Source organism: Paraburkholderia yinzeri, assembly GCF_046581065.1.
Taxonomy (GTDB): Bacteria; Pseudomonadota; Gammaproteobacteria; order Burkholderiales; family Burkholderiaceae; genus Paraburkholderia.
In genome coordinates this window covers 2,868,470-2,882,459 of sequence record NZ_JBFOCJ010000001.1, presented here as the reverse complement: position 1 = coordinate 2,882,459, position 13,990 = coordinate 2,868,470, and the positions used below count along the sequence as shown (strand labels likewise).

Annotated in this window: 11 protein-coding genes and 4 pseudogenes; 6 read left to right on the top strand and 9 right to left on the bottom strand. The window is 62.4% G+C overall.

The annotated features are described in order from the left end of the window. Positions 1-236 precede the first annotated feature (236 nt). From WJ542_RS13770 to WJ542_RS13755, 4 genes and pseudogenes are all read left to right on the top strand, one after another. Entirely contained in the window at positions 237-479 is a 243-nt protein-coding gene (locus tag WJ542_RS13770) for a hypothetical protein (protein WP_411189793.1), read from the top strand. 366 nt (positions 480-845) lie between these two features. Beyond that, entirely contained in the window at positions 846-3,653 is a 2,808-nt protein-coding gene (locus tag WJ542_RS13765) for an HAD-IC family P-type ATPase (RefSeq protein ID WP_411189792.1), read from the top strand. 77 nt (positions 3,654-3,730) lie between these two features. Next, positions 3,731-4,309: pseudogene (locus tag WJ542_RS13760) on the top strand (polyphosphate kinase 2 family protein); the annotation flags it as partial. Between the two features lie 85 nt (positions 4,310-4,394). Further along, positions 4,395-4,604: a polyphosphate kinase 2 family protein gene (locus tag WJ542_RS13755; protein WP_411190566.1), complete on the top strand. Its 210-nt coding sequence runs from the start codon at positions 4,395-4,397 to the stop codon at positions 4,602-4,604. On the opposite strand, the gene WJ542_RS13750 is transcribed toward WJ542_RS13755, so the two are convergent. The 4 genes and pseudogenes from WJ542_RS13750 to WJ542_RS13735 all read right to left on the bottom strand — a co-directional run bounded on the left by WJ542_RS13750 (position 4,569) and on the right by WJ542_RS13735 (position 7,953). After that, positions 4,569-5,237: a hypothetical protein gene (locus WJ542_RS13750; RefSeq protein ID WP_222708069.1), complete on the bottom strand. Its 669-nt coding sequence runs from the start codon at positions 5,235-5,237 to the stop codon at positions 4,569-4,571. The two genes, WJ542_RS13755 and WJ542_RS13750, sit on opposite strands and share 36 nt — an antisense overlap. A gap of 85 nt (positions 5,238-5,322) precedes the next feature. Further along, a pseudogene (locus WJ542_RS13745) lies at positions 5,323-5,938 on the bottom strand (glucose-6-phosphate dehydrogenase); the annotation flags it as partial. 88 nt (positions 5,939-6,026) lie between these two features. Beyond that, entirely contained in the window at positions 6,027-7,055 is a 1,029-nt protein-coding gene (gene gnd, locus WJ542_RS13740) for a phosphogluconate dehydrogenase (NAD(+)-dependent, decarboxylating) (RefSeq protein WP_411190565.1), read from the bottom strand. Between the two features lie 745 nt (positions 7,056-7,800). Further along, entirely contained in the window at positions 7,801-7,953 is a 153-nt protein-coding gene (locus WJ542_RS13735) for a DUF3309 family protein (RefSeq protein WP_111484473.1), read from the bottom strand. 445 nt (positions 7,954-8,398) lie between these two features. On the opposite strand from WJ542_RS13735, the gene WJ542_RS13730 reads away from it, so the two are divergent. Both WJ542_RS13730 and pgm read left to right on the top strand, forming a co-directional pair. After that, the gene (locus WJ542_RS13730; protein WP_111484472.1) at positions 8,399-8,545 is read left to right on the top strand and encodes a DUF3096 domain-containing protein; all 147 of its coding nucleotides are present in this window, start codon (positions 8,399-8,401) and stop codon (positions 8,543-8,545) included. Between the two features lie 96 nt (positions 8,546-8,641). After that, positions 8,642-10,297: a phosphoglucomutase (alpha-D-glucose-1,6-bisphosphate-dependent) gene (gene pgm, locus WJ542_RS13725; RefSeq protein WP_411189791.1), complete on the top strand. Its 1,656-nt coding sequence runs from the start codon at positions 8,642-8,644 to the stop codon at positions 10,295-10,297. A gap of 66 nt (positions 10,298-10,363) precedes the next feature. Here the strand turns inward: pgm and WJ542_RS13720 are convergent. The 5 genes and pseudogenes from WJ542_RS13720 to WJ542_RS13700 all read right to left on the bottom strand — a co-directional run. Then, positions 10,364-11,521: pseudogene (locus WJ542_RS13720) on the bottom strand (transketolase-like TK C-terminal-containing protein); the annotation flags it as partial. A 145-nt stretch (positions 11,522-11,666) separates the two neighbouring features. After that, positions 11,667-12,272: a PRC-barrel domain-containing protein gene (locus WJ542_RS13715; RefSeq protein ID WP_411189790.1), complete on the bottom strand. Its 606-nt coding sequence runs from the start codon at positions 12,270-12,272 to the stop codon at positions 11,667-11,669. A gap of 74 nt (positions 12,273-12,346) precedes the next feature. Continuing rightward, positions 12,347-12,933 (bottom strand): annotated as a pseudogene (locus WJ542_RS13710) (BPSL1445 family SYLF domain-containing lipoprotein). A 79-nt stretch (positions 12,934-13,012) separates the two neighbouring features. Then, the gene (locus tag WJ542_RS13705) at positions 13,013-13,315 is read right to left on the bottom strand and encodes a hypothetical protein (protein ID WP_148709294.1); all 303 of its coding nucleotides are present in this window, start codon (positions 13,313-13,315) and stop codon (positions 13,013-13,015) included. A 79-nt stretch (positions 13,316-13,394) separates the two neighbouring features. After that, a complete protein-coding gene (locus WJ542_RS13700) occupies positions 13,395-13,862 on the bottom strand; it encodes a Spy/CpxP family protein refolding chaperone (protein WP_411189789.1) in 468 nt (155 codons plus the stop codon). Positions 13,863-13,990 lie beyond the last annotated feature (128 nt).

The following is a 13,990-nucleotide window of genomic DNA, read 5'->3' as shown; positions in this document are numbered from 1 at the left end:
GTGTGTTCGACGCTACGCGCAAGCCGGTCTCGATGCGGTACGACGCCGTACAAATTCGTTATCCGATGTTTAGCGTCGAGCGCTCGAAATCCTGTGCGAAGCGCTTTGTGCTGGCGGATGCAGGAAAGTTCTGCACCGTACAGACATGAAACTGTACGGGCAGCACGATGGCTTTGGAACACTGAATCCGGATTTCTCCGCCGGTCGGCGATATATCCATATTGCAGGCACTTTAGATGGATGCTGGAGACAGCCTGTGGCTGTTCGTCGATATCCACTTTAACAGGTTATACCGTGGGCTTCGCGGCAGCGATATTCGCCACGATCTATCTGGTATTGCGATGCCGGATCAAGCATCGGTATCAAGCGGCGAGATTCCGGCCGAAAACATTGCCGGCTTACGAAAGACCCGACAGCCATTACTGAGCGCTAACACGCCGCGTTCGTCGACAAAGGGCGTAGCGAAGGACACAGCATGACATCCGCAATATGGGGAATCGTAGCCGGGATGACGCTGATGTTCGGCTTCGCTTTGTATCAACGCGGTCTTTGGAACGAATCGGGACGGAGTTTCGAACCGGGGCGTCGAGCGCATCCACCGTCAACACAGATAGTCTGAGCAGGCACCATGCCATTCCCACGCGATACTCGAAAGACCAGTTCTGACCACCGCGAAGAGTATGAGCGCGCCGATGAGGCGCGCGAGAAAAAGCGGGAGGAAGACGCGGCCGAAATCGATCCCGCGGCAACGAAATGGCGCTACAGGCCATTGCAGGACAGAGTAAAAATGTAAAAGTAGGCGACGCATTCCACGCACGAGGCGGTCGCACAGGTCCGGTCAGGGCGTGGAGCCCGATGTAGTGATGGCCTGTGCCGGCGACATGGCGAGCATGGAGTCGTTCGCGGCCGTCGCGATTCTGAAAGAGCGGTTTGCGAGCCTGAAGATATGCTTTGTCAACGTGGTCGATCTGTTCAGGCCGATGCCCGACATCGGATATCGGCACGGCCTGTCGGATCGAGATTTCGACTCGCTGTTCACCGTCGACAAGCCGGTCATCTTCAATTTCCATTCCTGTCCGTCGCTGGTTCACAAACTGGGCTGGCTACAGGTGTACCAGCCATCGCAACGGCCGCTGCCAGACCGGCTTTTCCGCAGACCTTCCGCCCGTCCGAAGCAATGGATCGATCCCGATTCGCTCGCGGGAAAAACGCGGGTGAAAGCGGGGCGGATGTCGTCGCAACCCGTTATCTGCCACAGGAGCCTGTCCATCATGACCTCAGCGACGGTAATAGAGCCCAATCCCGCAACGAACGTGGCTGGCTCGCCACCCGCGTCACCCGCGCCGCCGGCGGGCGGCCTGAGCAGTGCCGAGGCGCGTGGAAGATTGGCCGCGTCGGGTCCGAATGCGATGCCGGACACCTCGGCGCATCCATTGCGCGCGGCGCTCGGCAAATTCTGGGCGCCGGTGCCGTGGATGCTGGAGGCCGCCATCGTGCTGGAGGGCGCGTTGGGAAATTTCGTCGAGGCGGCGATCATTGCAGGACTCCTCGTGTTCAATGCCGTGCTCGGGCTTTTTCAGGAAAGCCGCGCACAGGCGACGCTCGCTGCGCTGAAATCGCGCCTGGCGCTGAACGCCTCGGTGCAGCGCGACGGCGTGTGGTCGGTCATCCCGGCGGCGGATCTGGTGACGGGCGATGTGGTCAAGCTATCGCTCGGCGGCGTGGTGGCGGCGGACATGCAGCTTGTCTCGGGCAACGCATTGCTCGACCATTCGATGCTCACCGGCGAATCGGTGCCGATCGAAGCCGTCGCTGGTACGCAGACGTTCGCCGGCGCGCTGGTGCGGCGCGGCGAGGCCGTGGCGGTGGTGACCGCGACCGGCATGGGTACGCGCTTCGGCCGCACGGCGGAACTGGTCCGGACCGCGCATGTGGCGAGTTCGCAGCAGAAGGCCATATTGCTCGTCGTGCGCAATCTGGCGATATTCAGCGGCGCGGTCATCGCGATGCTGCTTGCCTGCGCGTTGTATCTCCACATGTCGATTGCCGAGATCGTGCCGCTCGTGCTGACCGCCGTGCTTGCATCGATTCCCGTGGCGTTGCCGGCGACTTTCACGCTGTCGGCCGCCCTTGGCGCCCGGGCATTGGCGGGGCGCGGGGTGCTGTCCACGCGTTTGACCGCCGTGGAAGAGGTTGGCACGATGGACGTGCTGTGCGCCGACAAGACCGGCACACTGACGCGTAATGCGTTGACCGTCACGACCGTGCGGCCGATGCCCGGTTTCGACGATCGGCATGTACTCGCGCTCGCGGCGCTGGCGAGTGCAGAAGGTGGGCAGGACCCGGTTGATACGGCGATTCGCGCGTCGGCGGCGAGCAGTGTCGCGGCGGACGCGCCGAAACTGCTGAAGTTCACCGCATTCGATCCGGCGAAGAAGATGTCCGAAGCGAGCGCAACTGATTCGGCCGGTGTCGTGCAGCGGATCGTGAAGGGAGCTTTCGCGGTCGTGACGGGGCTTGCGGAACCGTCGCCGACGACGACGGCGCTCGCGACCGAATTTGAGGGGAAGGGCTTTCGGGTACTGGCCGTCGCGGCGGGTACGCCGCCTACGCTGAAGCTGGCCGGCATCATCGCATTGAGCGACCCGCCGCGCGGCGATTCGGCCGCGCTCGTCACGGAACTGCACGGTCTTGGCGTGCGTGCCGTGATGGTGACGGGCGACGCGCCGGCGACCGCCGCCGCCGTCGCGCACGCGGTCGGTCTCGACGGCGCGATTTGTCCGCCGGGACCCATTCCGGAGGACGTAAAGCCGGAAGCCTTCGGGGTGTTCGCCGGCGTGCTGCCCGAAGACAAATACAAGCTCGTCAAGGCGTTCCAGCACAGCGGCCACATCGTCGGCATGTGCGGCGACGGCGCCAACGACGCGCCCGCGCTGCGCCAGGCGCAGATCGGCATCGCGGTTTCGACGGCCACCGACGTCGCCAAATCGGCCGCGGGCATGGTGCTGACCGAACCCGGGCTCGGCGGCATCGTGGCGGCAGTGAAGGAAGGCCGCATGACGTTCCAGCGCATCCTGACCTACACGCTGAATTCGATCATCAAGAAGATCGTGACCGCGCTTTTTCTGGTGTTCGGTCTCGTCATGACCGGACATGCGATTTTGACTCCGTTGCTGATGGTGATCCTGATGATTGCGGGCGACTTTCTGGCCATGTCGCTGACGACCGATAACGTGGCGTCTTCGCCGCGGCCGAACGCTTGGCGCATTGGCAACCTGACGATTGCCGGCGTCGTCATCGGCATCGCGCTTCTGGCCTTCTGCATCGGCATGCTGGCGATCGGCCGGTTCGCGATGGCGCTGGGCACCGGCGCGTTGCAGACCCTGACCTTTGTCGTTCTCGTGTTCGGTAGCCAGGCGACGCTCTATGCGATTCGCGAGCACCGGCACATGTGGGGGGCGCGTCCCAGTCGCTGGCTGGCCGCGTCGTCGGTGGTCGATGTCCTGATTGCCGTGATCCTCGCTATCGGCGGGATCGCGATGACGCCGCTTCCTGTCGCCGTGATTGCGGGTGTGCTGGCGGCGGCCGTGATTTTTGCGGTCGTGCTTGCCGCGGCCAAAATTCCGGTCTTTGCTTACCTGAAAATTACGTAGCACGCGTGGCCGTTCCTGTTGAAACCCGGGAACGGAGGCGAGGCAGTTCATGTGGAAACGATACGAACGGAAGCGAAATGAAAATCAGATCGGAAGACTTTTGTTTGCAGGAAGTCGATGAAGTCAGTCTTGCAAAATGGCCGACGAAGGTCGCGCCCCTGTATGACTCCAAAGAGCATTATCAGGAATTGCTCGCTGAGCATGTGACGCGGCTCAGTTCGCTGCAGCAACTGTTTTACGCATCGAACCGCCATGCGATTCTGCTGATCTTTCAGGCAATGGATGCGGCCGGCAAGGACGGAGCGATCAGACATGTCATGTCGGGCGTGAACCCGCAGGGTTGCCAGGTTTTCAGCTACAAGCACCCGACCCCCGCGGAGCTGGAGCACGACTTTCTCTGGCGTACCACGCGAGATTTGCCGCCCCGCGGACAAATTGGCATCTTCAACCGTTCGTACTATGAGGAAGTCCTGATCGTGCGCGCGCATCCGGAGCTTTTGCGAAGTGAAGGGTTGCCGGATTCATCGCACGACAAGGAGGTGGTATGGCACGACCGGTATCGGTCGATCGTGGATCTGGAGCGGCATCTTGAACGAAACGGCACGCGTATCGTCAAGTTTTTCCTTCATCTCTCGAAGGCGGAACAACGCAGGCGTTTCGTGGAGCGCATCGACGAACCGGACAAGAACTGGAAGTTCAGTGCAGCGGACGTCGGAGGAGCGCAAATTCTGGAAGCGGTACATGAAGGCATACGAGCAATGCCTTGGCGCGACGAGTACGCGCGCCGCGCCGTGGTACGTCGTGCCCGCCGACGACAAGCAGAACGCGCGGCTGATCGTTTCGCAGATCGTGCTCGACACGCTCGAATCGCTGAAGATGACTTACCCGGAATCGACTGCAAGCCGGCGACGCGAGTTACAGGCGATCCGCAAGCGGCTCGAAAATCACTGAAGGTTTTCCGGGTATGACGCCGTACCGACCTTCCCCGGCGCCGGGGGACGTGTCGGAATTGTGCCAGCGATCGTCTCCGCCGATGATCCGGTTGGCCTGCGCCGGACCCCAGGTCTGCGGTTCATACATCGTGAGCGGCACGCTGTTGCCAAGGATTGGCGTCACCGTGCGCCAGGCCGCCTCGATGCAGTCGTAGTGGGCGAATAGCGTCGCGTTGCCCTGGATCGCGTCGTCGAACAGGCGTTCGTAGGGTGTCATTTCATCGCCGGGCCGACGATGTGCGACGAGTTCCACGGTGTTGCCCTGCATGGCTTCACTGGGCATCTTGACCCGTGCGCCTATCGAAATGAGGACGTCGGGGCTTATCCTGAACCGGAAATAATTCGGCTGTTCCGGTGCAGACGCATCGAAGATCTCGCGAGTTGGGTGTTTGAGCGTCACCATGATCTCGGTTGAGGTGGCCGCGAGTTGCTTACCCGCGCGAAGATAGAACGGCACGCCTGACCAGCGCTCGTTGTCGATATGCAGGCGCAATACGACGAACGTTTCTACCGTGGAGCGGGCCGCGACTCCGGGTTCCTCGCGGTAGCCGCGGAACTGGCCTCGCACGGCCTCGTCCGGGGCGATCGACACCGCATGGCTTCGAAGACCCCCGCAGCCTGGCGTCGCTCAATGCACCGGGCTGATCGTCGACCGGTTTCTCGGCCGTGAGCAGCGAAACCACCTGGAGCAGATGATTCTGCATGACATCGAGAATGGCGCCGACCTTTCGTAAAAGCTGTCGCGCCCCTGCACGCCGAACGATTCGGCCATGGTGACCTGGACGCTCGCCACATGCCGGCGATTCCAGAGTGGTTCCATGAACGCGTTCGCGAAGCGGAAATAGAGCAAGTTCTGGATCGGCTCCTTGCCGCGGTAGTGATCGATGCGAAACGGGGCTGACGGCGGGAAAGATTGCGTGAGCAACAGGTTGAGCGCTTGCGCCGAGGCGAGATCGTGGCCGAACGGCTTTTCGACAATCAGCCGGGCGTCGGGTGGACGCCCCGGTCCGGACAGCCCCTTCGCCACGCTGCCGAACATCCCGGGCGGAATGGCGAGGTAATAGGTGGGCATACCGCGTCGCCCAGTAGCGCTCGCAGCTTCTGAAAGGTCGCATCGTCAAGCAGGTCGCCACCGACGTACTGGAGTTGGGATGAAAGGCTTTTGAACACTTCTTCATCCGGGGCGCCGTGTTTCTCGATGCTGTCGTGTGCTAGCGCGATGAATTGATCGCGGGTCAACGCCGACCTGCCCACGCGGATGACCGCCATGTCGAGCCGGCCGTGCCGGGTCATGGCCTGCAGCGCGGGGAAAATCTGTTTGCCAGCCAGATCGCCGGTGGCGCCCAAAAAACGAATGCATCCGAGCGGGGCGTGGCCATGCTCAGATGCCCGGCTTTGCCGCCAGCGTTTCCAGATGACCGCCGAAGGCATGGCGCATGGCGGACAATACCTTGTCGGCGAAATCCGCATCGCCGCGCGAGCTGAAGCGTTCGTAGAGCGCCGCACTCAGCACTGGCGCGGGGACCGCTTCATCGATGGCGGCGGAGATCGTCCAGCGTCCTTCGCCGGAGTCAGACACACGGCCGGCATACTGCGTCAGCAAGGGATCGCTTTCGAGCGCCGCGGCGGTGAGATCCAGCAGCCACGAACCGATTACGCTGCCCCGGCGCCAGACTTCCACGATTTCCGGTAGCTCGAACACATACTGATAGTGCTCCGGGTCGCGAAGCGGCGTGGTTTCCGCATTGGCTTCGTCCAGCCGTCGGCCGGCGTCGGCGTTGCGCAGGATATTCAGGCCTTCGGCATACGCGGCCATGAGCCCGTATTCGATGCCGTTGTGAATCATCTTGACGAAATGTCCCGCGCCATGCGGACCGCAGTGCAGATAGCCGTGCTCGGCGGTACTGTCGTGGCGGCTCCGGCCCCGCGTTACCGGCACCCGGTCGGCGCCTGGGGCGAGCGCGGAAAAAATCGGGGCGAGAGACTGCACGACGCTTTCTTCCCCACCAATCATCAGGCAGTAGCCTCTTTCGAGCCCAAAGACGCCGCCGCTCGTCCCCACGTCCACGTAGTTAATCTCGTGCGACTGCAATTCCGCACTGCGGCGAATGTCGTCGTGATAGTGCGCGTTTCCGCCATCGATGATGACGTCATGGGCATCGAGCAATGGAATCAGCGCGGCCAGTTCCCGGTCGACCGCCGCGGCGGGCAGCATCAACCAAATCGTGCGCGGTTTGGTTAGGCGTGAAACATAATCCTCGAGCGAAGCCGCGCCGATCACCCCCGCCTGCTGGAGTTCTTTTACAACCTCGTCGTTGGAATCGTAGACGACGCATTCATGGCCCTTCCTCAGCAAGCGTCGGACCATGCTGCTGCCCATTCGTCCCAGTCCTGTCATCCCGATCTGCATGGCATCTCCCTGGAGATTGCGGTAAATCCTGTCCGATGCCGTAATGCCAGCGAACACCGGACCGGCAGGATAGTTCGATGCGACATGTGCCAGGTCCCGGCGGGTCTGGGCAGCATTGCCCATCGAATACGGTCTTCCGTCAGGCGGCCGGAATTGCGACATCTCGTGACGGGGCGATACGAGCCGTTGTGCCACCAACGGTGATCCTGCCGCCGGTTCCGGTTCGACAATATGGACGTTTTGCTCTTAAGTCCGGAGGCAACGCAGTGAGTCTCTGACAGATGCCCGGCGGGACGCCGTCTCAGCCATTTTGAGACCCAAAAGCCGGTCCAGGCGGATACGAAGAAGAGAAGCAGTGTAGTTAAATTCATGAGAGTTGCCGCTCCGGGCGGATAGTATCCCGTCGCTACGAAAAATTGGAGAAGGTTGTTGCCGTCGTCGTTCCGGGCGTATTGCAATCCGAAACTCGCATGGCACAGCACCAAGGTGCGTGCAGGCACGAATGAAGTCGGTACGGTGCCGTACTTCGTTCGTCGACTAAAGGGGTTTTGCCGGATTCGCTCTTGCGGGCATCGTCTCTTTTTCGCGACTGCAAGCGATGGGTGCCTTGATGGCCTGCTTGTTCAGGGGCGATCCGCCGGGCAATTTGCCGATCTCCGCAATGATGCGTATACCAGCAGCTTCCTGCCGGTGATGCATCGTGGTGCCGGCACGGTCCACATACGCGGTCTTTACAGGCATTCCATCATAGGCGTCCCATCAGAAGTAGAACCAGCACCACCACGACGACGATACCGAGGATGCCGCTCGGGAAATAGCCCCAATTCCGGCTGTGCGGCCAACTGGGAATTGCACCGATCAGCAGCAGGATCACAACGACCAATACGATGATGCCCATGTTCGTTCTCCATGAGAGTAGATGGGTGATTCACATTGGAATCCAAACTGAATGGTACGGATCCCGGCGATGGTCGAAACCGGTCGAAGCCTTATGGAAACGTTAGCGGTTTGTCGGGTTGCAGATCCTGTCCATCGAATTCATGATCAAGCGTAGAGGGCGGGGGGCGCCTTGTCGGTACGCTACCGGTCAAGGTATGCGGGCATGACCGTGCGCCGTGCGGGACGCTTGTGTCATGAACGCTTGTCGGGAAGCGCTCGGGAAGCGATTGGTACGCTGACGTACTGCATCCTGGCCGAATCTCGCGTAATGTCGTGAACAGCCTTGGGGCGAAGCGCAAACTGCGATGCCGAAGGTGAGTGCCTCGATTTTCCGGCCGGTGTCATGCTGGCGGACACACGACATTTGCACCGGGTTCATTCCAGCATGTACCAGGGAGAATGTCATGCCAATACTCACAAGTACCGGTCCACCGGTTTCGCTGATTGCGGGCATCCTGATTCTCGTGGTTTCTCGGCTGTTGAACTACATCGTTGCGATCTACCTGATCGTCGTCGGGCTGCTGGGACTCTTCGGCAGCCACGTTCACTGACTAAAGCGCACGGACGGGAATGCACTGACGTACGACAGCTCAACCAATGCGCTGGCCCGGCGTTATCATGAAGCTGGACCACGAAGGAATATCGCAATGAGCATCAATCCTCTCGCCGGAAAACCGGCGTCCCATGCGATGCTGGTCAACGTTCCCCGGCTTGTCACGTCGTACTACTGCGACAGGCCGGACCCGGCGGTTGCGGCGCAGCGGGTTGCGTTCGGCACCTCGGGGCATCGGGGTTCGGCGCTTACGTGCAGTTTCAACGAGTGGCATGTGCTCGCCATCACGCAGGCCATTTGCCGCTACCGAAAGCAGCAGGGGATCGATGGTCCGCTGTTTCTCGGAATCGATACCCATGCGCTTTCCGAACCCGCCTGCGCAAGCGCGCTCGAGGTGCTGGCCGCGAACGGCGTCGAGGTCATGATTGCGCAGAATGGCGAATACACGCCGACGCCGGCCGTCTCGCACGCAATCGTCGCCTACAATCGCGGCCGCACCGCGGGATTCGCGGACGGCATCGTGGTGACGCCATCGCACAATCCTCCGGAAAGCGGCGGTTTCAAGTACAACCCGCCTGGCGGCGGCCCGGCCGACGAGACCGTGACCGGCTGGATAGAAACCGTGGCGAACGGCCTGCTCGGCGCCCGGCTCCGCGGGGTGCGGCGAGTGCCGCTATCCAGCGCGCTGCGTGCGACGACGACTCACCGGCACGACTTCCTCAACGCCTACGTCAGCGATCTCGTCGACGTCGTCGACATGGACGTGTTGCACGGTGCGCCGATCCGTCTGGGCGTCGATCCGCTGGGCGGCGCGGGTGTACATTATTGGGGGCCAATTGCGCAGTGCTACGGCCTGGATCTCGACGTGATCAGCGACGAGGTCGATCCGACCTTCCGCTTCATGAGCGTCGACTGGGACGGTCAGATTCGCATGGACCCGTCGTCGCCGTATGCGATGCAAACGCTGATCGGCCAGAAGGATCGCTTCGAGGTGGCCTTTGCATGCGACACCGATCACGATCGCCACGGCATCGTTACCCATGATGCCGGGTTGCTGCCGCCAAATCATTATCTCGCTGTCCTGATCGACTATCTGTATCGGTATCGTTCGCAATGGCGGCCCGATGCGGCGGTGGGCAAGACGGTCGTCAGCAGCGCGATGATCGATCGGGTAACGGAAAAGCTGGGGCGGGCGCTTTACGAAGTACCGGTCGGTTTCAAATGGTTTGCCGCCGGCTTGCTCGACGGCTCATTGGGGTTCGCGGGCGAAGAGAGTGCGGGCGCGAGCTGCCTGCGGCTCGGCGGTACCGCGTGGACGACCGACAAGGATGGCATCGTGCCCGCGTTGCTGTCGGCTGAAATCACGATCCGAACCGGCCGTGACCCCGCGGAAATTTATCGTGACCTGACGCAGCTGTTGGGCGAGCCGGTCGAACGTCGCGTCCAGGCGGCGGCGACGGCAACGCAGCGCGCGCTGCTTGCGCAGCTCTCGCCCGCGCAGTTCGCCCATACCGAACTGGCCGGCGAGAAGATCGAACAGGTGCTCGACCGCGCGCCTGGCAACGGCGCGGTCCTCGGTGGCATCAAGGTGGTCACGAAGAATGGATGGTTTGCCGCGCGCCCGTCGGGAACGGAAGATATCTACAAGATTTACGCCGAAAGTTTTCGCGGCGAGGATCACCTGACGCGTATCGTCGACGAGGCCAGATCGCTGGTCGACAGCACACTTGCGGCTCAGTCGACAATATAGTCGGCACCACGATTGCCAACTGGGCACGAAGCGGCGCTCAGGTTGCGCCTCCGGACTGTCCGATGGCTAGCGCAGCAGCGCGAGGGCGCGCGCGCAGACGTTGTCGGACGTGAAGCCATACTCGCGCAGCAGGACGTCGGCCGGGGCCGATGCGCCGAAACGCTCGATGCCGAGCACCTCACCGTGTTCGCCGACATAGCGGTGCCAGCCTTGCGGCACGCTAGCCTCGATTGCCAGCCGCGCGCTGACCGATGGCGACAGCACCGCGTCCCGATGCACTTGCGGCTGCGCATCGAACAGCGTCCAGCAGGGCAGCGAGACCACGCGCACGGCAACATCGCGCGTCAGCAGTTGCTCGCGCGCGGCCATCGCAAGCGTGACTTCGGAGCCGGTGGCGATCAGGATCAGCGCCGGCTCGCCACCGGGCGTATCCGCGAGGACGTAGCCGCCGCGCCGCAGGCCGTCGGCGGTGGCGAACCGGGTACGGTCGATAGTCGGCACATTCTGGCGCGTCAGGATAAGCGCGGTCGGCCGGTCACGCATTTCCAGCACCACGCACCAGGCTATCGCGGTTTCGTTGGCATCGGCGGGGCGGATCACGTTGAGGTTGAGCACGGCCCGCAGGCTCGCCAGCTGCTCGATGGGCTGATGCGTCGAGCCGTCTTCGCCGAGCGCCAGGCTGTCGTGCGTGTAGACCTGGATCACTTGCAGATGCATGAGCGCGGCAAGCCGGATCGGCGGCCGCATGTAGTCCGGGAAAATCAGGAACGTCGCGTCGAACGGCAGGGTTCCGCCATGAGCGGCCAGGTCATTCAGGATCGCCCCCATGGCATGCTCGCGCACGCCGAAGTGCAGATTGCGGCCCGCACGGCTCCATCCGCCTCCACTCGAGCCCTGCCTGTCGCGCGCGCTGGCGCCGGGCGCCTCGAAGTCGCCGAGCCCGGAGAGCGCGGTGAAGGTGGACGGATCGAGATCGGCGGAGCCGCCGATCAGCGATGGCAGACGCGGTGCGATGGCGTTCATCACCTTGCCCGACGCCGTCCGCGTGGCGATGCCTTTGGCGTCGGCGGGAAAAAGCGGAATATCCTGGTCCCAGCCGGCCGGTAAATCGCCACTCATCACGTTCTGCAGTTCCGCCGCCAGTTCGGGAAACGCCTGCGCATAAGCGGAGAAGCAGGTGTTCCACTCGCTCTGCCTGCGTGGTCCGTCTGCGAGCGCGCGGCGAGGGGGAAGTCGATTGGTGCATATGCTCTCTCACAGGGTTGCTGCTCAAAGGCGATGTGCGGGTCTTGAGCTGCTGCAAGGCACGGACACGCCATCCCGGCCTGGATGTATGCGCCATATGGTGCCGTGTTGAGCGTTATTGCGCTTACAACGCGGCGTCGCGTGATGCCGGCTCGCCACGCGACCAGTACCCGTCCTTGCCATAGTATTCATGCAGCGCCACTTCATAGCCGCGATGAACGGGCGTCGTGCCGTCGATGGTCTTGATGTGGTAGCCCATCACTTCATCCGTGCTGCGCAGATGAACATCGCCCGACGGCTCGACATGTGGCCGGCCGGCGCACGGAGGGGAATCGGGCTCGGGGTCGGTCGCGGTATCTGTCGGGTCGAACGCCGGCCACGCGCCCATACCCCACAGGTTCGCGCCGCCCCAATACGTCGGATAGTTGTAGTGGCGCAGATACTGGATCTCGTACTGACGTGAGACCGGCTTGTGCATGTCGATGTTCGGGCTATCCCGCACCTGTTGCCGCGTGAGGTTTACATGGACGATGTTCGATTCCGCGTCCGTGCGCTTGACCGAATAGGGAGAAATCAGGACCTGGCGATTGCTGAGCCAGTTGCCTGTTTCGACCACCAGATAGCGTACGCCCCACGCTTCGTCGTCGAAGTAAGCCTGATCGATCGTGCCGACGTCGCCGTCGAATGCGCTCACCATGTAGCCGCGCAGGTCCTTGATGTTGCGTAACATGATTGCTCCGCGTAATTCGACGCGTGAAATGGGTCCATGCCACGCTCCCTGTGCGTTCCCGCTGCGGCCGGCTGCTACAGAGACTTGAGCCGGCTGACCTTGGTGCCGTCGAGCGAGGCGCCGGCCATTAACCCCCCGTTGGACAGCACGAACGCATCCACCTGTCCGGTTGCCGTGCTGGTATCGACCACGCCATTCGCGCCGATTTTCAGTACTGCCACTGATGCGTCTCCACCCGCCGACCAGCCGTCGGAACTGCGGAACCGGTTGAGTGAGTCGTCGGTCATGAACAGGAAAATGATGGCACGCGATTGCGCGCCGACTTGCCAGCCGATTGAGCCGGTTGTCGTGCTGTAGTACCCGGAGGTGTGTCCGTGCGGCGCAGCGAGCCTTCGCCGTACTCCGCGCCGACAATGAAGCCGGCATCGACGACCGAAGGGAAAATCAGCACACCGTGCGCCTTGCTGACGAGTTCGCGCGAGCCGTTTGCCGCGCTATAGAGGCGCTCAAGCGTGGAGTCGACGCCCGCGTCGATGGTGTGGCGCTTGTTGGATTGCACGCTATTGGCGTCGAACGGGCTGGTAGTGGTGCAACCGGAAAACGCGAGGCCGAGTGCGAGGACCGATCCGGGCGTGCTCTATATGAATGTTCGTCTTAACACGATCCTCTCCTGGTTGGCTGACGACGTCTCGACGTTACGCCAGCGCGATTACCGATGCGGTACGACGGCGTAAAAACCGCTAGAGCGGGAGAAATAGGTTCACGCCGGGCGCCGCTTCCGGCGCATAGACAATGGGGGGCGCGCCATAGACATAGTCTTCGTCGCCGCCATAACCGTTGCTTCGGCGACGGTCTTCGTGCCGGTATCCCTGCTGCCGGACGCCGCGTTCCTGACTGTGTTGATGCCCGCCGCGGTGAGCGCCTTCGGCCCGCAGCGGCAGCGCTGTGAGGAGGCAGGTCAGAGCGAGTGCAAGACTCACGGCGCCGGGCCACGTTACGCGTGTCGAGCCCCTGGCTGGCGCGTGCGTGATCGAAGTTTTCATGGTGTTCTCCAATGGGCGGACCGGCGCGCCGAATGGCGTCGCACCGGTTCGCAGTCGATTGATGGGGCGTAGCCTTGACCTAACTCTTCTTCGCCGTGGCGTGCCTGTCGTTGCGGAAAATCAGATCGGCGTTGTGCTTCTGTGCGTCCGACATGCTGTTGTACAGCGCCTCGAACGGCGGCGTGAGTTTCCTGATGCCGTCCGCATGCGCATCGATGAGCTGGCTATAGGACCGGAGATCGTCGACGGCGCTCATGCTGCCTGCGTTAGCGGTATGGGACTGCCTGAGCGTATCCATCGCGGTGGCGTTGTCGCGCATGACCTGCGCGACCGGCTGCCAGAGGGATTCCTGTGCGGCCGTGATCTGAAGGCGCGAATGCAGGCTGCTGATTCGCATATCGACCGTGGTGTGAGCGGCGACGGTCGTGATGTGCTGTACGGGCGTCGCGGCGTCGGCGGGATTGGTCAGCATGGTCATGCCGATAAGCAGCGCCACGGCAAGCGCCGTTGCGGATCGCGGCGGGAGCGGGCGGGGAGTACATTTCATGGTGGGCCTCCATAGGGATTCGGTAAGCGATCGAATCTCGCGTGGAGCGCGAATGCGTCGGGCGGGTTCGATCGAATAAATCAATTATGCTGCCGTTCGAGATCGGTGTCTGTCCGATGTCGGACGTT